Origin of the sequence: Tabrizicola soli (assembly GCF_015999335.1) — a bacterium.
In the GTDB taxonomy this organism is placed as follows: domain Bacteria; phylum Pseudomonadota; class Alphaproteobacteria; order Rhodobacterales; family Rhodobacteraceae; genus Tabrizicola; species Tabrizicola soli.
This window is the reverse complement of sequence record NZ_JAEACP010000014.1, coordinates 14,817-37,699: the sequence shown is the minus strand read 5'-3', so window position 1 is coordinate 37,699 and position 22,883 is coordinate 14,817. Positions and strand designations below refer to the sequence as shown.

The 22,883-nt window shown below is 68.8% G+C and carries 19 protein-coding genes, 1 tRNA gene and 1 other RNA gene; 12 read left to right on the top strand and 9 right to left on the bottom strand.

Annotation, left to right across the window (positions count from 1 at the left end; genetic code table 11):
• Window positions 1–118: 118 nt before the first annotated feature.
• From I7S92_RS13995 to I7S92_RS13960, 8 genes are all read right to left on the bottom strand, one after another.
• On the bottom strand, window positions 119–673 hold the full coding sequence (locus I7S92_RS13995; protein ID WP_197645384.1) for a class I SAM-dependent methyltransferase: 555 nt from the start codon (window positions 671–673) through the stop codon (window positions 119–121).
• Complete coding sequence (locus I7S92_RS13990; RefSeq protein WP_197645382.1) at window positions 673–1,134, bottom strand: SspB family protein; 462 nt, start codon at window positions 1,132–1,134, stop codon at window positions 673–675. Before I7S92_RS13990 ends, I7S92_RS13995 begins: the two co-directional genes overlap by 1 nt.
• An 83-nt stretch (window positions 1,135–1,217) precedes the next feature.
• Window positions 1,218–2,474 (bottom strand): chromate efflux transporter, encoded by a 1,257-nt coding sequence (gene chrA / locus I7S92_RS13985; RefSeq protein WP_197645380.1) that lies wholly within the window; start codon window positions 2,472–2,474, stop codon window positions 1,218–1,220.
• Window positions 2,475–2,515: 41 nt separating this feature from the next.
• Window positions 2,516–3,163, bottom strand: a complete 648-nt coding sequence (locus I7S92_RS13980; protein ID WP_197645378.1) for a DUF1194 domain-containing protein — start codon at window positions 3,161–3,163, stop codon at window positions 2,516–2,518.
• A 192-nt stretch (window positions 3,164–3,355) separates the two neighbouring features.
• Window positions 3,356–3,710: a transfer-messenger RNA gene (gene ssrA / locus I7S92_RS13975) on the bottom strand.
• Between the two features lie 3 nt (window positions 3,711–3,713).
• Window positions 3,714–5,270: a cation:proton antiporter domain-containing protein gene (locus I7S92_RS13970; protein WP_197645377.1), complete on the bottom strand. Its 1,557-nt coding sequence runs from the start codon at window positions 5,268–5,270 to the stop codon at window positions 3,714–3,716.
• A 14-nt stretch (window positions 5,271–5,284) separates the two neighbouring features.
• A complete protein-coding gene (locus I7S92_RS13965; protein WP_197645376.1) occupies window positions 5,285–6,655 on the bottom strand; it encodes a bifunctional enoyl-CoA hydratase/phosphate acetyltransferase in 1,371 nt (456 codons plus the stop codon).
• 70 nt (window positions 6,656–6,725) lie between these two features.
• Window positions 6,726–7,772 carry an ABC transporter substrate-binding protein gene (locus tag I7S92_RS13960; protein ID WP_197645375.1) on the bottom strand — a complete coding sequence of 349 codons (1,047 nt, stop codon included), beginning with the start codon at window positions 7,770–7,772 and terminating at the stop codon, window positions 6,726–6,728.
• A gap of 371 nt (window positions 7,773–8,143) precedes the next feature.
• Here I7S92_RS13960 and I7S92_RS13955 point away from each other — a divergent pair, with 371 nt between their 5' ends.
• The 5 genes from I7S92_RS13955 to I7S92_RS13935 all read left to right on the top strand — a co-directional run bounded on the left by I7S92_RS13955 (window position 8,144) and on the right by I7S92_RS13935 (window position 13,530).
• The gene (locus I7S92_RS13955; protein ID WP_197645374.1) at window positions 8,144–9,370 is read left to right on the top strand and encodes an aminotransferase class V-fold PLP-dependent enzyme; all 1,227 of its coding nucleotides are present in this window, start codon (window positions 8,144–8,146) and stop codon (window positions 9,368–9,370) included.
• A gap of 177 nt (window positions 9,371–9,547) precedes the next feature.
• A complete protein-coding gene (locus tag I7S92_RS13950) occupies window positions 9,548–10,960 on the top strand; it encodes a cryptochrome/photolyase family protein (protein WP_197645373.1) in 1,413 nt (470 codons plus the stop codon).
• Window positions 10,961–11,018: 58 nt separating this feature from the next.
• Complete coding sequence (locus I7S92_RS13945; protein ID WP_197645372.1) at window positions 11,019–12,233, top strand: SAM-dependent methyltransferase; 1,215 nt, start codon at window positions 11,019–11,021, stop codon at window positions 12,231–12,233.
• Between the two features lie 9 nt (window positions 12,234–12,242).
• Window positions 12,243–12,695, top strand: coding sequence for a TrgA family protein (locus I7S92_RS13940; RefSeq protein WP_197645371.1), 453 nt, complete (start codon window positions 12,243–12,245; stop codon window positions 12,693–12,695).
• A gap of 1 nt (window position 12,696) precedes the next feature.
• Entirely contained in the window at window positions 12,697–13,530 is an 834-nt protein-coding gene (locus tag I7S92_RS13935; protein WP_277922968.1) for an NUDIX domain-containing protein, read from the top strand.
• Between the two features lie 103 nt (window positions 13,531–13,633).
• Here the strand turns inward: I7S92_RS13935 and I7S92_RS13930 are convergent, their stop codons facing one another.
• Window positions 13,634–14,782, bottom strand: coding sequence for a Gfo/Idh/MocA family protein (locus tag I7S92_RS13930; protein WP_242070211.1), 1,149 nt, complete (start codon window positions 14,780–14,782; stop codon window positions 13,634–13,636).
• Window positions 14,783–15,087: 305 nt separating this feature from the next.
• On the opposite strand from I7S92_RS13930, the gene I7S92_RS13925 reads away from it, so the two are divergent.
• The 7 genes from I7S92_RS13925 (at window position 15,088) to I7S92_RS13895 (ending at window position 22,524) form a co-directional block, all read left to right on the top strand.
• Window positions 15,088–15,744: a GntR family transcriptional regulator gene (locus tag I7S92_RS13925; protein WP_197645367.1), complete on the top strand. Its 657-nt coding sequence runs from the start codon at window positions 15,088–15,090 to the stop codon at window positions 15,742–15,744.
• A 239-nt stretch (window positions 15,745–15,983) separates the two neighbouring features.
• The gene (locus I7S92_RS13920) at window positions 15,984–17,378 is read left to right on the top strand and encodes an aspartate aminotransferase family protein (protein WP_197645365.1); all 1,395 of its coding nucleotides are present in this window, start codon (window positions 15,984–15,986) and stop codon (window positions 17,376–17,378) included.
• Between the two features lie 81 nt (window positions 17,379–17,459).
• Window positions 17,460–18,176 carry a DUF5765 domain-containing protein gene (locus tag I7S92_RS13915; RefSeq protein WP_197645363.1) on the top strand — a complete coding sequence of 239 codons (717 nt, stop codon included), beginning with the start codon at window positions 17,460–17,462 and terminating at the stop codon, window positions 18,174–18,176.
• A 51-nt stretch (window positions 18,177–18,227) separates the two neighbouring features.
• Window positions 18,228–19,262 carry a cysteine synthase A gene (locus I7S92_RS13910; protein WP_197645361.1) on the top strand — a complete coding sequence of 345 codons (1,035 nt, stop codon included), beginning with the start codon at window positions 18,228–18,230 and terminating at the stop codon, window positions 19,260–19,262.
• Window positions 19,259–21,670, top strand: coding sequence for a DUF3772 domain-containing protein (locus I7S92_RS13905; protein ID WP_197645359.1), 2,412 nt, complete (start codon window positions 19,259–19,261; stop codon window positions 21,668–21,670). The genes I7S92_RS13910 and I7S92_RS13905 overlap by 4 nt, the downstream gene beginning before the upstream one ends.
• Window positions 21,667–22,386 (top strand): alanyl-tRNA editing protein, encoded by a 720-nt coding sequence (locus I7S92_RS13900; RefSeq protein WP_197645357.1) that lies wholly within the window; start codon window positions 21,667–21,669, stop codon window positions 22,384–22,386. Before I7S92_RS13905 ends, I7S92_RS13900 begins: the two co-directional genes overlap by 4 nt.
• A gap of 48 nt (window positions 22,387–22,434) precedes the next feature.
• Window positions 22,435–22,524 (top strand) — tRNA-Ser (locus I7S92_RS13895).
• Window positions 22,525–22,883: the final 359 nt, after the last annotated feature.

Here is a 22,883-nt window from a genome sequence, read left to right as displayed (position 1 = left end):
TCGGTATGCCGTTGCATACTGCGAGGTCGTGGCCTGGTTCCCGTCCGGAAGACAGGAGTTCGCGGCCTGTGGCGGCGGGCATTGCGCTGATGCGGAAGGAACTCCGAGCCGGGCGCGCTCAGCCGCGGCGGAAGCGGTAGACGGTGGCGGGCGGCAGGTTGGCCCAGACCTTGTTGCCCTTGCCCACCGTGAGGCCGAGTGCGGTGATGGTCTCGGGCGGCAGCGGCGGGCGGGGGCCGTAGGTGAACTGGACGAACCGGCCGCGCGGGGCGAGGATGGCGAAGGCTGCCGAGATGATGCCCTCGCGCACCTCGGGCGGCATCGACAGGAGCGGCAAGCCCGAGATCACCGTGCCGACGCCCTGGCCGACAAGGCGCGGGGCCTCTTGCGCGGGGACCTGGTGGACGGTCACGCCGGGGAACTTCTGCCGCAGGTAGGGAACGAATTCCTCATCCAGCTCGAACAGGGTCAGGTCGCGGGGCAGGACGCCGCGGGCAAGGATCGCCTCGGTGAAGCGGCCGGTGCCGGGGCCGAATTCCACCACCGGGCCCGAACGCGGGCCGAGGCCCAGGGTCATGGCGCGGGCAAGCGTGCGCGAGGATGGCGCAATGGCCGAAACCTGGCGCGGATTCTTCAGAAGCCGGCGGCGGAAGAGCGCGATGTCGCTGGTCATCACTGTTTGCGGAACTTGTCGAGCGAGACGACCTCGGCATCGCGGCGGGGTTCGGAATCCTCGATCTCGACTTCGATCTCGTCCTCCTCGTCTTCCTCTTCGTCGTCGGACTGCGATTCGAAGCGCAGGCCGAATTCGACGGAAGGGTCGACGAAGGTGCGCACCGCGTCGAAGGGAATCACCATCGGCTCGGGCTGGTTGCCGAAGTTCAGGGTGACGCGGAACAGGTCTTCCTCGACCTCGAGATTCTCGAACCAGTGCTGCAGGACCACGGTCATCTCGGTCGGGTAGCGGTCGCGCAGCCAGTCGGCGATTTCCACGCCGGGATGGGTGGTGTCGAAGGTGATGAAGAAGTGATGCGCGCCCGGAAGGCCGTGCTGCGCCACATCGGACAGGACGGTCTGGATCAGCCCGCGCATCGCCCGGTGCATGAGGGTGCCATAGTCGATGCTGCGCGCCATATGCCGTCCTTTCCCGGTTGGGTTGCAGCATAGGGGATTCAGGGGCCAAGGGAAGGGGCGGCAGCGGGTTTGTCGCCGTTCCGTCAAAGAAGGGTGGCACCGGCCGAGATTGCGGCCGAGAGCGCCAGCACCGGCAGGAGCGGCCAGCGTCCGCAGAGCAGCGCCGCAGCGGCCAGCGCGGCGATGGCGGCGGGCAGCGGGCGGAGCGAGGCGGGTTCGGGCCAGACCAGGTGGAGGGGGCCGGATGTCGCCTCGGAGACGCTGGCGAAAAGGACATGCAGCGCGAACCAGAGCGAGAGATTGGCGATGACGCCGACCACGGCGGCGGTGATCGCGGCCAGCGCGCCGGACAGGCGGGGCATGTGGGTCAGGCGCTGGATGAAGGGGGCGAAGGTGAAGATGAACAGGAACGAGGGCACGAAGGTCGTCCAGAGCGCGACTGCGGCACCGGCCAGGCCCATGGGCCAGCCGCCGACCTGCTGCCCGGCCATGTGGCCGACGAACTGGGTGACGAGAATCAGCGGGCCCGGCGTCGTCTCGGCCAGGCCAAGCCCGTCGATCATCTGCGGCAGGGTGAGCCAGCCCTTGGCCTCGACCACGTCCTGCGCCATCCAGGCCAGGATCGCATAGGCCCCGCCAAAGGTGAGGACGGCAAGGCGGGAGAAGAAGATGCCGATTTCGGCCAGCCTGCCGGGGGCGAGGGTGATCAGCGCGGCAAGCGGCAGGAGCCAGATCGCGAGCCAGAGCGCCAGCGCCCGGAGCGAACGGGCAAGCACGGCGGGCGGCGGCGGGGCGGAGAGGTCGCGGAGGCCGGGCCGGGTGCGCAGGAAGCCCCAGAGCGCGGCGGCGAGGATGATGGCGGGGAAGGGCAGTTTCAGCAGGAAAAGGCCGACAAATGCGGCGGCGGCGATCAGATAGGCCTCGGCCGAGCGCAGGGCGCGGCGCGAGACGCGGATCAGCGCCTCGATCACGATGGCGATGACGGCGGCCTGGATCCCGGTGAACAGCGCGGCGACGAGCGGCACCTCTCCGGCGGCGGCGTAGATCAGCGACAGCGCCAGGATCACCAGCGCGCCGGGCAGGACGAAAAGGCCCCCGGCGATCAGCCCGCCCGCCACGCCATGCATGCGCCAGCCGATCCAGGTGGCCAGCTGCATCGCCTCGGGCCCCGGCAGGAGCATGCAGAACGAAAGCGCGCGCAGGTAGTCGGCCTCGGAGATCCAGCGCCGTTCGTCCAGGATCACCCGGTGCATCAGCGCGATCTGCGCCGCCGGGCCGCCGAAGGAGAGGCAGCCGATGCGGGCGAAGGTGCGGGTGAGCTCGGGCAGGCTTGGGGGCATGGGGGGCCTTCTAGCGGGCGCGTGCGACGGATGGATGACAGCTAGCCGATCGGTTCGGCCAGTTCACGCAGGAGTTTCAGGCGCAGCGTCTCGGCATAGTCCTGCAGGCCGCGCGCGGTGACCGTGAAGCCTTCGGGGGTGATGATGCGGCTGTGGTAATAGCTGGTGATCGGGAAGGCGGGGCCGGGCTCCTCGATCGCGATGGCGTTGATGGTGACGCCCTGAGCCACGGCCCTGGTCCGGGCGCGGGCGTCGGTGAAGCCGGTGTTCTCCTGCCCGTCGCCGGAGATGTCGATGACATGGCGGCGGCAGTCGGCAACGGCGAATTGCGCGAGGGCGAAGTCGACCGCCTGGCCGACGGCGGTGTCCGAGCCCTGGTAGGCGCGGGGCAGGGCGGCGGCGCGGGTGGCGAAGCCGGCGACGGAGGCGGGGGAGAGCATCCGCTGCCAGGGCAGGGAGAGCTTCTGCTGGTCCATGCCGGACCAGTGCACCACGGCAAGGGCCACCTGGTCCCGCACCAGGGCCTCGGCCACCTCGGGGTCGGTGAGGGCTGAAGCGAGGCCTTCGGCCTGGAGCCGGTAGTCGGCGGTGTCGATCGAACCGGAGACGTCGATGGCGAGGATGAGCGCGGTCTCGCAGGCCGGGGCGGGCGAGGCGGTCAGGCAGGCGAGGGCGGCGGCGCGGAGCATGGGACAGGATGTGGCAGGGGCGGCGGGTCTGGCAAGGCCGCTCGTCGATGTCTTCGTCTCTTGGGATCGCGGGGGAATGGGCGGGGCGGCTGGACCAGATCGCTCGTCGATGACTTCGTCACTCCTCGCGGAGGTCCCAGGCGACGAGAAGCCGGAGGCGAACGAGGAGCGGTCGAGGGGAGCGGTCGGGAAGGTGCAGGTTTCTGTTGCCAGGTACCTGCGAACCCCGCCTTACGGTGCTACCCGCAAGGGCTTAGGTTTGGTATTGCGAGCCGCTTACGCGGCCAGCGCCACCGGAGCACGGTTGTCGTTGGCAACTGTGATCATGGACCGATAACGGTGGTACCTCACCGAGCGAAAGCTGGCCTCTTTGGTCGTTCGTCGATCCTATTTCGGCCCCACACGCCCGCAACGAACGGGAGGTCTGGTGGAGCCGCCGGGTACCGCCCCCGGGTCCGAGCCGATTATTACAGGTGCGTTTATCGCCATAGTCGGGGTTGCCCCCGACAGGTCCAATATAGGGAGGCGAAACGGCGGGCGCAAGCGGCCGTCAGGCCGCGGGCGTGTCCTGCAGCGCGCGGCCGGTCTCGTCCGCCAGTGCCACCCCGGTCTGGGCCATCGCCAGGTGCAGATGCGTGGCGCCCGCGCTCTGCAGGCGCGGCAGTTCGTCGTCGTAAAGCGCATGGGCGATGATCGGGCCGCGGAACCCCTTGCGCCGGAGCGCCCGGGCGGCGGTGTCCTTGGCCTCGACATTGTCCATCGCCAGCAGGACGGCGGCGAGCGGGCCGAGCTCGAGGTCGCGCCAGAAGCCCGCATCCTCGACATCGGCGAGAAGGACATTGCGCCCCTCGGCCCGGTGGGCGGCGACCCGGTAGCTGTCGGCATCGAGGCCGAGCAGGTCGTCGCGGGTGTCGGAGAGGCGGTCATAGGCCGCGGTCCCGGTACGGCCCATGCCGAGAATCAGCACCCCCGCGCCGCCCAGCCGGGCCGGCTGGTCGTCGCGGTGCAGCTTTTGCGGCGCGAAATGGCCGAGCCGGGTCTCGAAGCGTTCGAAGAGGCGCTGGGCCAGGCGGTCGAGCGGGGCCGCGACCAGGAAGGCCAGGCTGACGGCCAGGGCCAGCGGCACCAGCCAGTCGGGCAGGAGCGTCGCCGAGACGATCAGGGCGAACTCGCTGTAGGTGGCGAGGTTCAGCGCCGCTAGGAAGGCCGAGCGTGCGCGCAGGCCGAAGCGGACGAAGAGGAGGAAGAAGAGCGCGGCCTTCGCCGGCAGGATCAGCACCAGCACGGCGGCAAAGCCCAGGTCCTGCAGGTCGGGCAGGCCGGAAAGGCCGATCTGCAGGAAGAAGCCGACCAGGAAGACCTCGCGCAGGGACCAGAGCGCGTCCGACAACTCTCCGGCCTGGCGGTGGGTCGAGAGAATCAGGCCCATGGCCAGGGCGCCGATCTCTGAGCTGAGGCCCAGGGCCTGAAACCCCGCCCCGCCAAGGACGAGCGCCAGCAGGAGACCGGCCAGCACCATCAGCTCGTCATGGCCGGCGAGGTCGAGCAGGCGGTGGAGCAGCGGACGGACGAGCGGGATGGCAAGAAGGAGCAGCGCCCAGGGGCTGGGGGTCTGGCCGCCCCAGACGGCAAGGACGACCAGCGCGATCAGGTCCTGCATGATCAGCACGCCGATCGCGGTGCGGCCGTAGAAGGTGCCGAGATCGCGCTTCGCCTCGAGCGCCTTGGCGGCGAAGACGGTGGAGGAGAAGGACAGCGACACCGCAAGGAGGAGCGCGTCGGACCAGTCGAGTCCCAGCGCAAGGGCGAGGACCGGGCCAAGGAGCGCGGTCGTGAGCGCCGAATGGCCAAGCGCGCCGCCCAGGACCTGCGGCTGGGTGATCTGGCCGAGCTTGAGCTTCAGCCCGACCGCGAACAGAAGGAGCAGCACCCCCAGATGCGCCACATGGTCGAGGATCGGGCGCGTCTCCTGCGGCAGGCCGATGGCGGGGCCCCAGGCCGAGAGCGCGAAACCTGCCGCCAGATAGCCGATCAGCGGCGGCAGGCCGATCTGGCGCACCGCGAGGCCGAAGAGGAAGGCGAAGGAGATCGAGATGACTTCAAGCATGCGGCCGCGCGGCCCTATCCCTTGGCGAGGCTGTGGATCGCGGCCACGGCGCAGGAGGCAAGGCGCGACATCGGGCTGTCGGAGCGCGAATTCAGGATCACCGGGACCCTGGCGCCAAGCACGAGGCCCGCGCCCTCGGCATGGCTCATGAAGGCAAGTTGCTTGGCCAGCATGTTGCCTGCGTCGATGCCCGGCACAACGAGGATGTTGGCGCGCCCCGCCACCGACCCCTGCAGGCCCTTGGTGCGGGCGGCGGCGAGGTCGATGGCATTGTCCATGGCCAGCGGCCCCTCGACATGGCCGCCGGTGATCTGGCCGCGGTCGGCCATCTTGGACAGGAGGGCGGCGTCGATCGAGGACTGGATCGCGGGGTTCACGGTCTCGACGGCCGAGAGCACGCCCACGCGCGGATCCATCCCCAGCGAGCGGGCGAGGTCGATGGCGTTCTGGCAGATGTCCTGCTTGGTCAGGAGGTCGGGCGCGATGTTGATCGCGGCGTCGGTGACGAGGATCGGCTCGGGCTGGCCGGGGACATCCATCACGAAGACATGGGTCAGGCGGCGGCCGATGCGCAGGCCGGTGTCGCGGTCGACCATGGGTTTCAGGAGATCGTCGGTGTGCAGGTGGCCCTTCATCACCGCCTGGACCCGGCCCTCGTGCACCAGGGCGCAGGCGCGGGTGGCGGCGGCGAGGTCGGTCTCGACGTCGACGATCTCGATCCCCGAGAGGTCGGCGTGCAACTCGGCCGCGGCGGCGTGGATCGCGGCGGCGCGGCCGACGAGGATCGGGGTGATGATGCTTTCGCGCCGCGCCATCAGCGTGCCGGCCAGCGAATTGGTGTCGTCGGGGCAGACGACGGCGGTGGGCAGCGCGGGCAGGGGGCGGGCGCGGTCGAGGAGCGCCTCGAAATGGCGATGGCGCTGGACGATGAGGCCGGGAATCTCGACATCCTCGGCGGCGAAGGGTTCGGAGGGCGCAGCGACCTCGGCCTCGCCGGTGACGAGGGGAGCGTCGTCGGCAAGGCGGCGGACCTCGGTCGCGAGGCGGACGAAGCCGTCGGCCTTGGACAGGACGCGGGCGCGGACCACCACCTCCTGCCCGGCGAGGGCGCGGTTGTGGAAGTCCAGCACCTGACGGCGGTAGACGGTGCCGGGGCCGGGCAGCTGGGTGCCGAGGACGGCGGAGATGAGCGAGGCCACGAACATGCCGGGGGCGACACGCTCGGTCTGGCCGTCGGCGTCGAGGTCGGTTTCGGTGAGGTGCATCGGGTTGTAGTTGCCCGAGGCGACGGCAAAGACGAAAAGGTCGTCGGCGGTGATCAGGCGGCGCAATTCCGCGGTGTCGCCGGGTTCCAACTCGTCGAAGGTGCGGTTCACCAGGCGCATCTTTGCCCCCTGCCAAGAAAGAAGCGCCCGAGGATTCCCCGGGCGCCATGGTTGCCGGATCTTCCGGGCCTCAGAAGCCCGACTTGATCAGCTCGAATTCCTCGATCATCTTCTCGCGCAGCTCCGGGCTGGGCGGGCTTTGCACGAACAGCGTCGTGGTGATCGGATCGACGAAGGCCGCCTTCAGCGCATCTTCCGAAATCGTGGCCATCGCGGCATCGTTGGCAAGCGCATAGCCGATCGCATCGAGAAGCGGCTGGGCCGAGGTCGGGGCGAGCATCGAGTTGATGAAGTCGTAGGCCTTCTCCTCGTTGCCGGGGCCGTCCTTCATGTTCACATAGCCGCAATACCAGGTCGCGGCCCCTTCGGCGGGCGCGCGGTTGAAGCCGACGGGGAAGTTTTCCGACTGCAGGATCGCGACCGGGTCGTTCCAGGACCAGGCGACCTGCACCTCGCCCGAGGCCATGAGCTGGCTGAGTTCCGACGGGTCGGCCCAGTAGGCGCGGATGTTCGGGTGCACCTTGCGCAGCCAGTCGGCGGCGGCCTGGAACTGCTCGTCCGTCACATTGTCCCAGGAGGTGACGCCGGTGGCGAGGAAGGCCAGCGACCAGACGTCATCGGTGTTGTCGGGCATTGCCAGGCGGCCGGCGTATTTCTCGTTGGTGAAGACCGAGAGCGAGGCAACATCCTCGGCCGGAACGGTCTCGGCGTTGTAGGCGACGGCGGTATAGGCATAGTCGGTCGGGATGAACCAGACGCCCTCGGCATCGGTGAAGGGCTTGGTCAGCCGTTCCGGGTTGTTGGCGAATTCCGGGATCTTCGAGACATCCCAGGGCTCGATCAGACCGGCGTTCCTGTAGCGCGGCACCGAAGAGGCGCAGGGGTGCACGACATCGGCCTTGAAGCCGGAGGAAACCTTCTGGAACGCCTCGTCGTCGTCGGCGAAGAAGACGAAGGTCGGCTTCTGGCCCACCTTGTCGACATAGGGCTGGAGCATGCCGTCGATTTCCCATCCGGCCCAGTCGAGCACGGTCAGCTCCGGATCGGCCGCCCGGGCGGCGACGGAGAGCGACAGCAGCGAGGCCGCGCTGAGAAGGGCAAGGGATTTGCTTTTCATGAAGGTCTCCTTTCGTCGCCCTGGGGAGGGCGCGTTCCGCCGGTGGCGATTTTCCTGCAGACGCGCTTCCCCACACCCGGCGTCCCTGCCCGGAAATTGGGCGGGGGCCGCGAAAAGGACAAGAGAAATCTGCGCGCTGCGGGAAATTTCGTGGTGCGCTGCCGGGCCGGGGCCCGGTTTCGCGGACGGGCGGCGGCAGAGGCTTGCGGGCCGGGGGTGGCGCGGCTAATCCTGTGGGCGATGCCGGGGCGCCGTCCCGGCTCTGGCCCGGGGGGAGACAATCCCGGGTCTGGCTGGAAGACCTGCCGCAGACCGGGCCCGCCCGCCCTGCGCGCGCCCCGGCCCTGCGGCCCCAACATGGAGCCGCCCGCATGGCGCTTGATCTCGACTTCGTCCGTTCGCAATTCCCGGCGTTTTCGTCGCCGGTGCTGTCCTCGCATGCCTTCTTCGAGAATGCGGGGGGAAGCTATCCCTGCCGGCAGGTGGTGGACCGGCTGACCCGCTTCTACCACGACCGCAAGGTGCAACCCTATGGGCCCTATCCGGGGGCGCAGGCGGGCGGGGCCGAGATGGACGAGGCGCGGGAGCGGCTGGCGGCGATGATGGGGGTCCGCCGCGAGGAAGTGTCCTTCGGACCCTCGACCAGCGCGAACACCTATGTGCTGGCGCAGGCAGCGCGGAAGTGGCTGGCGGGGACCGGCGGCGCGGTGGTGGTGACGAACCAGGACCACGAGGCGAACTCGGGTGTCTGGCGGCGTCTGGTCGAGGAGGGGATCGAGGTCCGGGAGTGGAAGCTGGACCCGGCCACGGGCTCGCTGGGGCTGGAGGCGCTGGAGGCGCTGCTGGCGGATGGGAAGGTGCGGCTGCTATGCTTCCCGCATTGCTCGAACGTGATCGCCGAGATCAACGACGTGGCGGCGATCTGCGCGCTGGCCAGGGCGGCGGGCGCGCGGACGGTGGTGGACGGGGTGAGCTATGCGCCGCACGGCTTCCCCGATGTGCTGGCGCTGGGCTGCGATGTGTATCTGTTCTCGGCCTACAAGACCTATGGCCCGCATCAGGGGATCATGGTGATCCGCGAGGCCTTCGGGATGGAATTGCCCGGACAGGCGCATTTCTTCAACCACGGGGTCCTGTACAAACGCCATACCCCGGCGGGGCCGGACCATGCCCAGGTGGCGGCCTGCGCCGGGATGGCGGATTACATCGACGCGCTGGCGGCGCGGCATGGGGTTTCGGGCGACGCGGTGGCGCGGAACGGGGGGGTGCATGACCTGATGCGGGCGCAGGAGGTGGCGGTGATCCAGCCCTTGCTCGACTATCTGGTGCAGCGGAACGATGTGCGGCTCCTCGGCCCCCGCGACGCGGCGCGGCGGGCGCCGACGGTGGCGGTGGAACTGGACCGGGCGGCCGAGCCGGTCAGCGAGGAGTTGGGCCGCAACGGGATCGCCTGCTGGGCGGGGGATTTCTACGCGGTCCGGCCACTGGAGGCGCTGGGGATCGACCGGGCGAAGGGGGTACTGCGGATGTCGGGGACGCATTACACCAGCGCCGAGGAAGTGGCGCGCCTGATCGCCGCGCTGGACCGGGTGCTCTGAGGTCAGCCTGGCGGAGCGCCGGCGCGCAGGCCTTTGCGCTTGTCCCTTGCGCGAAGAGTGCGCAAGGGACGGCGTTGGGAGTCTTCCACCTCCAAAACCGCCGGGAATAAGGAAAAAGAGCAAGACCCGGTTGATCCGGCGGCCGGTTCCCGGCGTATTCAAGGGAAAGGCTGGGGCATGACCGAGACACCGTTGATCCTGTGGTTTCGCCGCGACCTGCGGCTGGGGGACCAGCCGATGCTGGCTGCGGCTGCGGCCTCGGGGCGGGCGCTGTTGCCGGTCGTCATCCTGGACCCGGAGACGGAAGCGATTGGCGCGGCGCCGAAATGGCGGTGGGGCCTGGCGGTCGGAGCCTTCGCGCGGGCGCTGGAGGAGCTGGGGGTGCGGCTGGTGCTGCGGCGGGAGCCGGCGCTGGAGGTGCTGCGGGCTTTGGTAGCGGAGACGGGGGCGGGCGGGGTCTGGTGGTCGCGGCTCTATGACCCGGCCTCGGTCGCGCGGGATACTGCGGTGAAGGCGGCGCTGAAGGCGGCAGGGGTCGAGGCGCGGAGTTTCGCGGGACATCTCTTGCACGAGCCCTGGGAGGTGGAGACCGGGCAGGGCAGCTTCTACCGGGTGTTCACGCCCTACTGGAAGGCGATGCGGGGGATGGGCGTCGCGGGGCCGGAGGCGGCTCCGAAGCGTCTGCGCGGGGTGGCGGCCTGGCCCGCGGGCGACCAGCTGGAGGACTGGCGGCTGGGGGGGGCGATGAACCGCGGGGCGGCAGTCGTCGCGCGGTATCAGGCGGTGGGCGAGGGCGCGGCGCGGGAGCGGCTCAGGGCGTTCCTGGCGGGGCCGGTCGGGCGCTACGGTGAGATGCGGGACTTTCCAGGCGTGGCGGGGACCTCGCGCCTGTCGGAGAACCTGACCTATGGCGAGATCGGCATCCGCGAGGTCTGGCACGAAGGCCTGCGGGCGCGGGACGAGGGCAAGGCGGGGGCGGAAAGCTTCCTGCGCGAACTCGCCTGGCGCGAGTTCAGTTATCACCTGATGCACCATACGCCGCAGATCACCCGCGCCAACTGGCGGGAGGAGTGGGACAGCTTTCCCTGGCGCGGCGACAATCCGGATGCCGAATGCTGGCGGCGGGGGGTGACCGGCGAGCCTTTCGTCGATGCGGCGCTGCGCGAGATGTATGTGACGGGAACGATGCACAACCGGGCGCGGATGATCGCGGCGAGCTATCTGACCAAGCATCTTCTGACGCACTGGAAGGTGGGTCTCGACTGGTTCGCGGACTGCCTGACCGACTGGGACCCGGCCGCGAATGCGATGGGATGGCAATGGGTTGCGGGCTCGGGGCCCGATGCCGCGCCCTATTTCCGCATCTTCAATCCCGCGGGCCAGGCCGGGAAGTTCGATGCGGATGGGCGTTACCGCCTGCGCTTCATCGCGGAACTGTCGAGAGAGCCGGGACCGGAGGCGCTGGAGTTCTTCCGGGCGGTGCCGCGGTCCTGGGGGCTGCGGGCGGGGCAGCCCTATCCGGCGCCGGTGGTGGATCTCGCCCGCGGCCGCGCGGCCGCCCTTGCGGCATATGGGGCACGAAAGGCTTGAGCGACGCATCTGATTTGGTGAAAGTGAAGCGATCGACAGAGACCCCGGGGGAGGGCCCATGGAGGTTTTGACAACGGTGAAGGGCCAGGGCGGATTGCCGCGCTACTTCGCCAGGGTGTTCGAGACGGCGCGGCGGCTGGGCGAGGGGCGGCTGGATTTCGTCCTGCCCGACGGGCGGCGGTTCCGGGCGGAAGGCAGGGCTCCGGGCCTTGCGGCAGAGATCCGGGTGGTGAACCCCGACCTTTTCGCGCGGCTGGTGCGGGAGGGCGACCTGGGCTTCTGCGACGCCTATCTGGACGGCTGGTGGGAAAGCCCGGACCTGCAGGCCTTCCTCGACCTGATCCAGCGGCCGGCGAACAACGTCGTCGGCGACGGCTTTCCGGGCCTGGGCCTGGTGCGCGCCTGGGAGCGGCTGCGGTTCTGGCTGCAGTCGAACTCGAAACGCCAGGCGCAGAAGAACATCGCGCATCACTACGACTTGGGCAACGAGTTCTACCGGCTCTGGCTGGACGAGACGATGACCTATTCCTCGGCGATCTTCGAAAGCCCGCAGGAAAGCCTGGAGACGGCGCAGCGCCGGAAATATGCCAGCATGGTCGACCGGATCGGCGCAAGGCCCGGCGAGCATGTGCTGGAGATCGGCTGCGGCTGGGGCGGCTTTGCGGAATATGCCGCCGGAGAGCGGGGCCTGCGGGTCACGGGGCTGACGATCAGCCGGGCGCAGCACGATCATGCCGTGGAACGCATCCGCCGCGCCGGGCTTTCGGACCGGGTGGAGATCCGGCTGCAGGACTATCGCGACGAGCGCGGCAGCTATGACGGGATCGCCAGCATCGAGATGTTCGAGGCGGTGGGCGAACGCTACTGGCCAATCTATTTCGACGGGCTGCGGCAGCGGCTGAAGCCGGGCCGGAACGCCACCCTGCAGATCATCACCGTCGCCGATGCACGCTGGCAGATGTATCGGCGCGGCGTGGATTTCATCCAGAAATACGTCTTCCCCGGCGGGATGCTGCCCGCGCCCTCGGTGCTGCGGGCCGAGGTGGAGAGGGCGGGGCTGCGGGTCCGGGGCTCCATCGAATTCGGCGAAAGCTACAGCCTGACGCTGCGGCGCTGGCACGAGAGCTTCTCGGACCGCTGGAGCGAGGTAAGGCGGCTGGGCTTCGACGACCGCTTCAAGCGGATGTGGGACTTCTACCTCGCCTCTTGCGCGGGGGCCTTCCAGGGTGGAAACTGCGACGTGACGCAGATCACGGTGACGCGCCCGAACTGAGGACTGTCCATGCCGACCCAGATGCCGACCGGAGCCAAGGCCATGTCCGCCGTCGCCTTTGCGGTGGTCGGCTGGCTGGTCGCCAACGCCTATGTCCAGAACATGCCCGTCGCCGAGGCGGTGGGCCGCGTACGCGAGATCGCGGCGCTGATCGGCGCGATCGTGGGCTGGCGCGTGATGGGGCCCTCGGTCGGGAAGGGCTATCTGGAATCGGCCGCGGCAGGGCTGAAGACGGTGATCGTGCTGGTCTTCTTCTCGCTTCTGGTGGTCGGGATCTACGAGATGCTGCAGGAATCGATGAAGATGCGCTACGAGGGGCCGCTGGACGCGATCGTCGACATCTTCGGACGGATGCTGGAGCGGGCGCCGACGCTGGCCACCGGCGGCGTGATCGGCGCCATGGTCCTTGGCGGCGTGATCGGCGGGATCCTGGCCGAGAATGCGAACAGGCGCTGGCGTTGAGATGAGGGAAGGCCCCGGAGGCGACCGCGCGCTGGACTGTTACGCGGCGGTGCTGGGGCTGGAGGGCGAGGTCTCGCCCCCGCATGCAGCCGAGGAAGCGGCGTTGCTGCAGCTGATCGGGGAGTGCTGCCCGGAGATTCCGGTCGCGGTCCTGCGGCGCCGGCTGGGATCGCTGCGGGTGGCGGCGGCAAGCCGGGTCCGCGCCATGGCGGCGGCGGAAGCCGGGCTGCGCCGGGGCGGCGGGCCGGTCGAGGTGCTGGCCCGGCGGCATCCGCATCTGGGGTTCTTCGGGCTGGAGGAACTGCAACTGACCCATCCGCGCTTTGACGGCAGCCGGAGCGCGCGGTTGCTGCGCGAGGTCTTCGTGGCGGGCGATGCGGTGACGGTGCTGCCCTATGATCCCCGGCGCGACCGGGTGCTGCTGGTCGAGCAGTTCCGCATGGGCCCCTTCGGGCGCGGTGACCCCTTGCCCTGGCAGCTGGAGGCGATCGCGGGCCGGATCGACCCCGGCGAGACCCCCGAGGCGGCCGCGCGGCGCGAGGCGGTGGAGGAGGCGGGGCTGGTCCTGGGCGCTCTGGAGAAGGTCGCGGAATATTATCCGACGCCGGGGGCGGTGACGGAATATCTCTATTCCTACGTCGCGTCCTGCGACCTGCCGGACGGGGTGGCGGGGCTGTTCGGCGCGGCAGGGGAGGCCGAGGATATCCGCGGGCAGCTGGTGCCCTTCGACCGGCTTCTGGCGGCCGTGGCGGCAGGAGAGATCGGCAATGCGCCGCTGCTTCTGACGGTGCTCTGGCTGCAGCGCGAGCGGGAGCGGTTGCGGGCGGCGGGGTAGGCTGGGTGAAACCCCCGCCTTGCGCCTGCGCTTTCCTTGGATCCGGAAGCCTCTGCGGATGCGTCGCAAGTCGAGTATTTTCACCAGGAGGAAGGTGCGGAGGTCAGAGAGCCAGCCTGACCCAGGCGCCGTTGCGGGCGGACGACCGGACGCAGGCATCGACGAAGGCCACGCCTTCGAGCCCTTCCTTCAGGCCCGGGAAGGTGGTGCCTTCGGGGACCGGGGTGCCCGTCCGGACCGCGCGGATGGCGCGGGCGGCTTCGGTATAGATGTTGGCGAAGGCTTCCAGATAGCCCTCGGGGTGGCCGGGGGGCAGGCGGGTCACGCGGGCGGCCTCGGGGCCGGTGCCGGCGCCGCTGCGGGTGATCATGTGTCTCGGCTGGCCAAGGCGGCTGAACCAGAGCCGGTTCGGGTCCTCCTGCGCCCATTCCAGCCCGCCCTTCGATCCGTAAAGGCGCAGGCGCAAGCCATTCTCGTTGCCGGGCGCGACCTGGCTGCACCACAGCATCCCCCGTGCTCCGCCGTGGTAGCGCAGCAGCACATGGGCGTTGTCGTCGAGGCGGCGGCCGGGCACGAAGGCCGTGAGGTCGGCAGCGAGCTGGTCGAGCGTCAGGCCGGTGACGAAAGACGCAAGGTTGAACGCATGGGTGCCGATGTCGCCGGTCGATCCCCCGGCACCGGACCGCGCCGGATCGGTGCGCCAGTCGGCCTGCTTGCTGTCGACGGTTTCGGTCAGCCAGTCCTGGGCATATTCGACCTGGACCAAGCGCAGCGCGCCCAGCTCGCCCGCCGCGGCCATGGCTTTCGCCTGCCGGACCAGCGGATAGCCGGTGTAGTTGTGGGTCAGCGCGAAGACCACGCCCGCAGCCTCGGCGGCCTTTGCCAGCCGTTTCGCCTCGGGCAGGGTGGCGGTCAGGGGCTTGTCGCAGATGACATGGATGCCGCGCTTCAGGAACTGCATCGCCACCGGCGCGTGCAGGTGGTTCGGGGTGACGATGGCGACGGCGTCGATCCCGTCCTTGCGGCGCGATTCCCGGACGGCCATCTCGGCGAAGCTGGTATAGGCGCGAGCGACGCCGAGGTCGGCGGCCGAGGCGAGCGCCTTCTCGGGGCCGGACGAGAAGGCGCCGGCCACCAGTTCATAGTGATCGTCGATCCGCGCGGCGATGCGGTGTACCGCGCCGATGAAGGCGTCGCGCCCGCCGCCGACCATGCCGAGGCGGAGCCGTTCGTGGCGGGTGGGTTCGGTCATCTGGCGCTGCCTCCTTGCGGGCCGGTGCCCCGATCAGATCGTGGCTGGCTTGGGCAGGCAAGAGGAAAGTCGGGTCCGGCACCGGGCGGGCATGGCAGGGGATCGGTGTCGGGATGGTGAAAAGCACAATGGGATCAATGTGCAGTGTGGGATTCTTCACGACCTGCATCAGGTCGCGATTGATGCCCTGACGGTGCCGGTGCTCTGGAGGCGCCAGGCATCGGCACCTGTGGGTCATGGGATTTGATCACATCTTGAATGCCCGGCGGATGCGGGCATAAAGGGGTGATGCGAAAGGGCCGCCGATGGACGCCGACACCCGGAAGATACCCAGTCACGAGGTCACCTATGCGCGCCTGCGCGACATGATCCTCTTTGGTCATCTGGCGCCGGGGGCTCCGGTGACGATCCAGGGGCTGATCGGCGATCTCGGCGCGGGCATGACCCCGGTGCGCGAGGCGATCCGGCGGCTGACGGCCGAGGGCGCGCTCTTGCCGCAGGGCAACCGGCGGGTGGCGGTGCCGGAGCTTTCGGCCGAGATGCTGGACCAGGTGGCCTTTGCGCGCCTCGCGATCGAGCCGAAGCTCGCGGAACTGGCCGCCCCGCGCCTGACCCCGGCGCAGATCGACCGGCTGGAGGCGATCGACGGCCGGGTCAACCGCGCCATCGAGAGCGGAAACCTGCCGGAATATCTGGCGGCGAACCATGCCTTCCATTTCGCCCTCTACGAGGCGGCCGAAGCCCCCGTGCTCCTGGACCTGGCCCGGTCGCTCTGGCTTCGGGCTGGGCCGAGCTTGCGCGCGGTGATCGACCGATACGGTCGCGAGGTCGCGCCCGACCTGCACCGCGAGGCGCTGGCGGCGATGCGGGCGGGGGACGCGGGCGCGCTGGCGGCCGCCATCGAGCGCGACATCCAGCAGGGCATCGACCACGTACGCCAGGCCCTGGCCGAGGCACCCTGACTCGCGCCTGGCCGCAATGCGCGCGCCTCCGGCGGGAGTATTTTCGCCAAGAGGAAGCCCGCATCTTCCTCTTGGCGAAAATACTCTCGGGGGGTGCGGGGGGCGAAGCGCCCCCGCTGCGACGGGAGTCGCGGGATTGCGGGAGAAATTTGATCAAATTCCTTGAAGCCGGGAGCGTTTGATCATATCCTGTGCTTGAAGTCGGGGTGTCTGCCCCGCCGATTCCGCGAGGGAAGCCCATGAACATGATCACCAACCACCTGCCCACGGCCGAGCTGCAGCGTCTGGACGCCGCGCATCATTTCCACCCCTTCACCGACAAGGCGGGGCTTGCCGCCAAGGGCGCACGGGTCATCACCCGGGGCGAGGGCGTCTGGCTGACCGACAGCGAGGGCAATCGGATCATCGACGGGATGGCGGGCCTCTGGTGCGTCAACATCGGCTATGGCCGCAAGGAACTGGCCCAGGTCGCGGCGCGGCAGATGGAGGAGCTGGCCTATTACAATACCTTCTTCCAGACCACCCATGTTCCGGCCATCGCGCTGGCCGCCGAGATCGCCAAGCTGGCGCCTGGCGACCTGAACCATGTGTTCTTCGCCGGCTCTGGCTCGGAGGCGAACGACACCAACATCCGCCTCGTCCGCCGCTACTGGGACGTCAAGGGCAAGCCCTGGCGCCGCACGATCATCGCGCGGTGGAACGGCTACCATGGCTCGACCATGGGCGGCGGCAGCCTTGGCGGCATGAAGCCGATCCATGCGCATGGCGGCAAGATCGACGGGATCGAGCATATCGACCAGCCCTACTGGTGGGGCGAGGGCGGCGATATGGACGAAGACGCCTTCGGCCTGGCTCGCGCGCAGGAGCTGGAGAAGAAGATCCTCGAAGTCGGGCCCGACAACGTCGCCGCCTTCATCGGCGAGCCGATCCAGGGCGCGGGCGGGGTGATCGTGCCGCCGAAGACCTATTGGCCCGAAATCCAGCGCATCTGCGACAAGTACGGCATCCTGCTGATCGCGGACGAGGTCATCACCGGCTTTGGCCGCACCGGCAACTGGTTCGGCAGCCAGACCCTGGAGATCAAGCCGCATATCATGACCATCGCCAAGGGCCTCAGTTCGGGGTACCAGCCGATCGGCGGCAGCATCGTCTGCGACGAGGTGGCGAATGTGGTGGGCGGCGCCGGCGAGTTCTTCCACGGCTATACCTACTCGGGCCACCCGGTCGCCTGCGCGGTGGCGCTGGAGAACCTGCGGATCATGCAGGACGAGAAGATCGTCGAGCATGTCCGCGACGTCGCGAACCCCTATCTGAAGGAGCGTTGGGAGGCCCTGACCGACCATCCGATGGTGGGCGAGGCGAAGCTGGTGGGCCTGATGGGCTCGATCGCGCTGACGCCGAACAAGGAAAAGCGTGCGAAGTTCGCCAGCGAGGCCGGGACCGTGGGCTTCAAGACCCGCGAGCGCTGCTTCGCCAACAACCTGATCATGCGCCACGTCGGCGACCGGATGATCATCTCGCCGCCGCTGGTGATCACCCCGGCCGAGATCGACGTGCTGATCGAGCGCGCCCGCAAGTCGCTGGACGAGGCCTACAAGATCGTCAAGGACGAGGGTCTCTGGGTCGAGGCCTGACGGCCGCCGGGCCGCGGCCCCTTTGCAAGCCGCACCGCTTCGCGCCATGGTGGCGGGAGTCGTGCCGCAAGGGGGCCGGACATGTGCTGGGGGATCGAGGTCACCGCCGGATTCACGGTCGCGGGGATCGCCGCGGCCGGGTTTTCGGCCCGGCGGGGCGATCCGGCGGCGGTGCCGCTGACCTGCCTCTACTTCGCGGCGATGGAAGGCTTGCAGCTGGGTGGCTACCTGGTCATCGACCAGTGCGGCACTCCGGCGAACCGGGTGATGACGGCGCTGTCGTTGTTGCACATCGCCCTGCAGCCCATCGTCATCAATGCCTTCATGCTGGCCTGGTTCCGTCCGGACGCCGCTCCCCGGCTTCGGCAACGGGTGATGCGCCTGGCGACGCTGGGCTCGGCCCTGGTCATGGTGCAGATGCTGCCCTGGGCGGGACTGGGCCGCTGCATGCCGGGCCAGCCCCTGTGCGGTGAGGTGCTGTGCACGATCTCGGGCAACTGGCATCTGGGCTGGACGCTGGACTACAGCGACATCTTCGGCCTGCCGGACCGGATCCTTGGCACCAATTTCGGATTTCCCGGCTATGTGCTGGCGGTCTTCGTGCTGCCGCTCTTCTACGGCCTGTGGCGGTTCGCGCTGTTCCATGCGCTTGTCGGGCCGATTGCGGCCGGATACCTGACCGACAATCCGGCCGAGGCCCCGGCGATCTGGTGCCTGGTGTCGATCCTGATCATTTTCGTGGTGATGGTGCCGGGGGTGCGGCAGCTCTTTGCCGCGCGTCCCGTTGCCCCGGCTTGAGTTTGGCCCCCGACACACATACACCTTGGGGACAAAGGAAGGACCGACCCCATGCGTATTCATCAGGACCTGGCCGACACGATCGGGAACACGCCGCTTCTGAAGCTGAAGAAGGCCTCCGAGATCACGGGCTGCACCATCCTGGGCAAGGCGGAGTTCATGAATCCCGGCCAGTCGGTCAAGGACCGGGCCGCGCTCTACATCATCCGCGACGCCATCGCGAAGGGCCAGCTCAAGCCGGGTGGCACCATCGTCGAGGGGACGGCGGGGAATACCGGGATCGGTCTGGCGCTGGTGGGCGCAAGCATGGGCTTCCGAACCGTGATCGTCATCCCCGAGACGCAGAGCCAGGAAAAGAAGGACATGCTGCGGCTGGCGGGGGCCGAGCTGGTGCAGGTTCCGGCCGCGCCCTATCGCAACCCGAACAACTATGTCCGCTATTCGGGCCGCCTGGCCGAAGCCCTGGCCAAGACGGAACCGAACGGCGCGATCTGGGCCAACCAGTTCGACAACGTGGCCAACCGGCAGTCGCATATCGAGACCACGGGGCCCGAGATCTGGGAAGAGACCGGCGGCAAGGTGGACGGGTTCATCTGCGCCGTGGGCTCGGGCGGGACGCTGGCCGGGGTGGGCATGGCGCTGCAGCCCAAGGGAGTGAAGATCGGCCTTGCCGATCCCGAGGGCGCGGCGCTGCACAGCTTCTACACCTCTGGCAAGCTGGAAAGCCCCGGCACCTCGATCACCGAGGGCATCGGCCAGGGCCGGATCACCGCCAACCTGGAAGGTTTCACCCCCGATTTCAGCTATCGGATTCCGGATGCCGAGGCGCTGCCGATCATCTTCGACCTCTTGACCGATGAGGGGCTGTGCATGGGCGGCTCGACCGGCATCAACATCGCCGGGGCGATCCGCATGGCGCGCGAGATGGGGCCGGGCAAGACCATCGTCACGATCCTGTGCGACTATGGCAGCCGCTACCAGTCCAAGATCTACAACCCCACCTTCCTGCGCGAGAAGGGCCTGCCCGTCCCCGAATGGCTGGACCGGCCGGGCCGGGCGATCCCGACCGTCTACGAAGACGCATGAGCCTGCTCCTGCGATGGCTGGCGCTGGTCCTGGTCCTGCTGGCCGGACCGCTGGCGGCGCAGGAGATGGTCGCCCAGCCGGGGGCGGAGGCGGCGGCCCAGCTTGACTATGAGGACTGGCGGCGCATGGCCAGCCGGGCGGAGGCCGAGATCGCCGAACGCCGCACCTCATCGGACCGGCTGGAGGAGATCCGGACGCAGTTGGCGCAGTGGCGAACGGCGCTCTTGACGGCGCAGAACGCCAATTCGGCCCGCATCGCCACCGTGCGCGAGCAGATCGCGGCCCTGGGTCCCGCACCGGCCGAAGGCGAGACCGAGGCCGACGAGATCAGCCGCCGCCGGCAGGAGCTGGCGCAGCAGCTGGTCAAGCTGCAGGCCCCCGGCATCGCCGCCGAGGAAGGCTATCGCCGCGCCGACGGCCTGATCCGCGAGATCGACCGGACACTGCGCGAACGGCAGGCGGACGAGCTTTTGCAACTCTGGCCCTCGCCGCTGAACCCTGGCAACTGGCCCGAGGCGGCGGTGGGCTTTTCCGACACGGTGCTGCGGCTTTGGGACGAGGCCGCGATGGTCTGGACCGACCGCAAGGCACGGGCGGAACTGTTCGACAGTCTGCCACTGATCCTTGCGCTTCTGGGCGTGGCGCTGGCGCTGGTGGTCTATGTCCGGCGTTGGGTAGAGCGGTTCACCGAACGGCTGCAGCAGGGCGCCTCGGTCCGGGGGCGCAAGGTCTGGTCGCTTCTGGCCTCGCTGGGCGAGGTCATCCTGCCGACTTTGGGCATGGTGGCGCTCGCGGCCGCGCTGATCGCAGCCGGGATGACAGGCGAGATCGGGGCGCAGGTGGTCCGGGCGCTGCCCTTGATGGGCTTCGTGATCTTTGCTGCCGCCTGGCTGGGCGCACGGGCCTTCCCGCGGGTCCAGCACGAGGGCGCGGTCCTGCCGCTGCCGCCCGAACGCCGGGCCGAGGGCCGCTTCCTTGCCGTGCTCATGGGCCTGGTCGTCGCGGTCGAGAGGCTGCGCTCGGCTGCGATGGATGCGCAGGCCTATTCCGATGCGACGACGGCGGTCATGTCCTTCCCGATCCTGCTGACCGGCGGGCTTATCCTGATGCGGACCGGACGGCTGCTGCACCAGGCGCGGGACGCCGAGGACAAGAGCTATGTGCTGCGGCTGCTTCTCGTCCTGGCGCGCGGCCTGACGGTGGTGGGGGTCGCGGGGCCGGTGCTGGCGGGGCTGGGCTATGTCCAGGCCGCGACGGCGCTGATCTATCCGGCGATCCTGACCCTGGGGCTGGTGACGCTGCTCTTCATCCTGCAGCGGCTGATCGGCGATGTCTGGGCGCTGATCGTCAAGGCGGACGAACAGGCGGCCGACACGCTGGTGCCGGTGCTGGCGGGTTTCACGATGACGCTGGCCGCACTGCCGGTCTTCGCCCTGATCTGGGGTGCGCGCCTGTCCGACCTGACGGAACTCTGGACCCGTTTCACCGAGGGCTTCCAGATGGGCGAGACGCGGATCTCGCCCACCGATTTCATGATCTTTGCCGGGGTCTTCGTGATCGGCTACATGCTGACGCGGCTCTTTCAGGGCGCGCTGCGCACCACGATCCTGCCCAAGACCCGGATGGAGCAGGGCGGCCAGACCGCGCTGGTCTCGGGGATCGGCTATGTCGGCATCTTCCTAGCCGCGCTGGTGGCGATCAACGCCGCCGGGATCGACCTTTCCGGCCTCGCCATCGTCGCCGGCGCGCTCTCGGTCGGCATCGGTTTCGGCTTGCAGCAGATCGTGTCGAACTTCATCTCGGGCATCATCCTTCTCGTCGAGCGGCCGGTCAGCGAGGGCGACTGGATCGAGGTCGGCGGCGTGCAGGGCAGGGTGCGGGCGATCAGCGTCCGCTCGACCCGGATCGAGACCTTCGACCGCAACGACGTGATCGTGCCGAACGCCGACCTGATCACCGGCCGGGTGACGAACTGGACCCGCTTCAACCTCTCCGGTCGCCTGATCGTGCCGGTCTCGGTCGCGATGGGATCGGACACGCGCCAGGTCGCGCGCATCCTGCAGGAGATCGCCGAGGCGCAGCCGCTTGCCATCCTGAAGCCGCCGCCGATGGTCGTGCTGATGGGCTATACCACCAACCAGCTGAATTTCGAGATCCGGGTGATCCTGCGCGACGTGAACTTCTCGATTTCCGTGCGCAGCGACATGAACCACCGCATCCTCGAGCGGTTCAAGGCCGAGGGCATCCATATCGTCCCGCCCCCGGCCCCGCCGGCCGAGCCCGATCCGGTGAAGACCGCCCAGACCGTGCTGGCGCTGGCCGATCTGGTGCAGGAGGAAAGGGCGCCGCTGGCGAAGCGGGCCGGGCGGAAGGGGCAGGCCGGCAACGACAAGGGGGAAGAGCGATGACGGAACTGATGTTCAGGGCGGATGCCTACCAGACGGCGGCCGAGTGCCGGATCATCGGCCATACGGCCGAGGGCGGGCTGGTGGTCGACCGGACGGTCTTCTACCCCACGGGTGGCGGCCAGCCCGGCGACAGCGGTATGCTGGAATGGGGAGGGGTGCGCATGCCCATCGCCACCACGCTGAAGGTTGAAGGCGGCCAGGTGGCTCTGGTCCCGGCCGAGCCCATGGCCATGCCCCCGGTGGGCACCCCCGCGCGGCAACTGGTCGACTGGTCGCGCCGCCACCGCCACATGCGCATCCATACCGCGCTGCACCTTCTGTCGGTGGTGATCCCCCTGCCGGTGACCGGCGGCGCCATCGCCCAGGATCGCGGCCGGCTCGACTTCGACATGCCCGAGCCGCCGGGCGACATCGCCGCCATCGCGGGCGTCCTGAACCGCCTCGTCGACCGTGACCTGCCGGTGACCGAGGACTGGATCACGGACGAGGAGCTTGCCGCGAACCCCGGCCTCGTCAAGACCATGTCCGTCCGTCCGCCGGCCGGCCAGGGCAGGGTGCGGCTGGTGCGGATCGGCCAGGGGGCGGATCAGGTCGACCTGCAGCCCTGCGGCGGCACCCATGTCGCCCGCACCGGCGAGATCGGCCGGATCGAGATCGGCAAGATCGAGAACAAGGGCCGCCAGAACCGTCGCGTCACGATCCATCTTTCCGAGTGACAGGAAGTGCTTGAACCCCCGCGTCCGGCAGGCTAAGCACCGCGCCACGGACAGTTGGCCGAGTGGTCGAAGGCGCACGCCTGGAAAGTGTGTAGGCGGGGAACCGTCTCGAGGGTTCGAATCCCTCACTGTCCGCCATAACCCGTTGATATTGCACGATTTTTCCGATCTCGTCGGTATTTCCCCGTGTTTCCGGGGGTTACGCTGCCGGGACCTCGACGGAGACGCTCCGACCCATCTGCCTTCCCTGCAAATGTGCGCCGCGTCTCTCCCGGCCGCGCGTCCCGTTCGGTTTGCCCGCGCGCGAAGAACAGGGAATTAACAGGGAATTTCGATTTACCAGGGCTGTTTCCGGGATTTTCGCCCCGGAAACATCGCGTCTTTTCCGTGGGTTACGAGCGAATTCCCTGCTCCGCAAGAACAGGGAAATTAAGTCAGTAGATCAGGGAATAAAATTCGGCCGAACAGGGAAAGAATTGGGAAGAACAGGGAAGCTT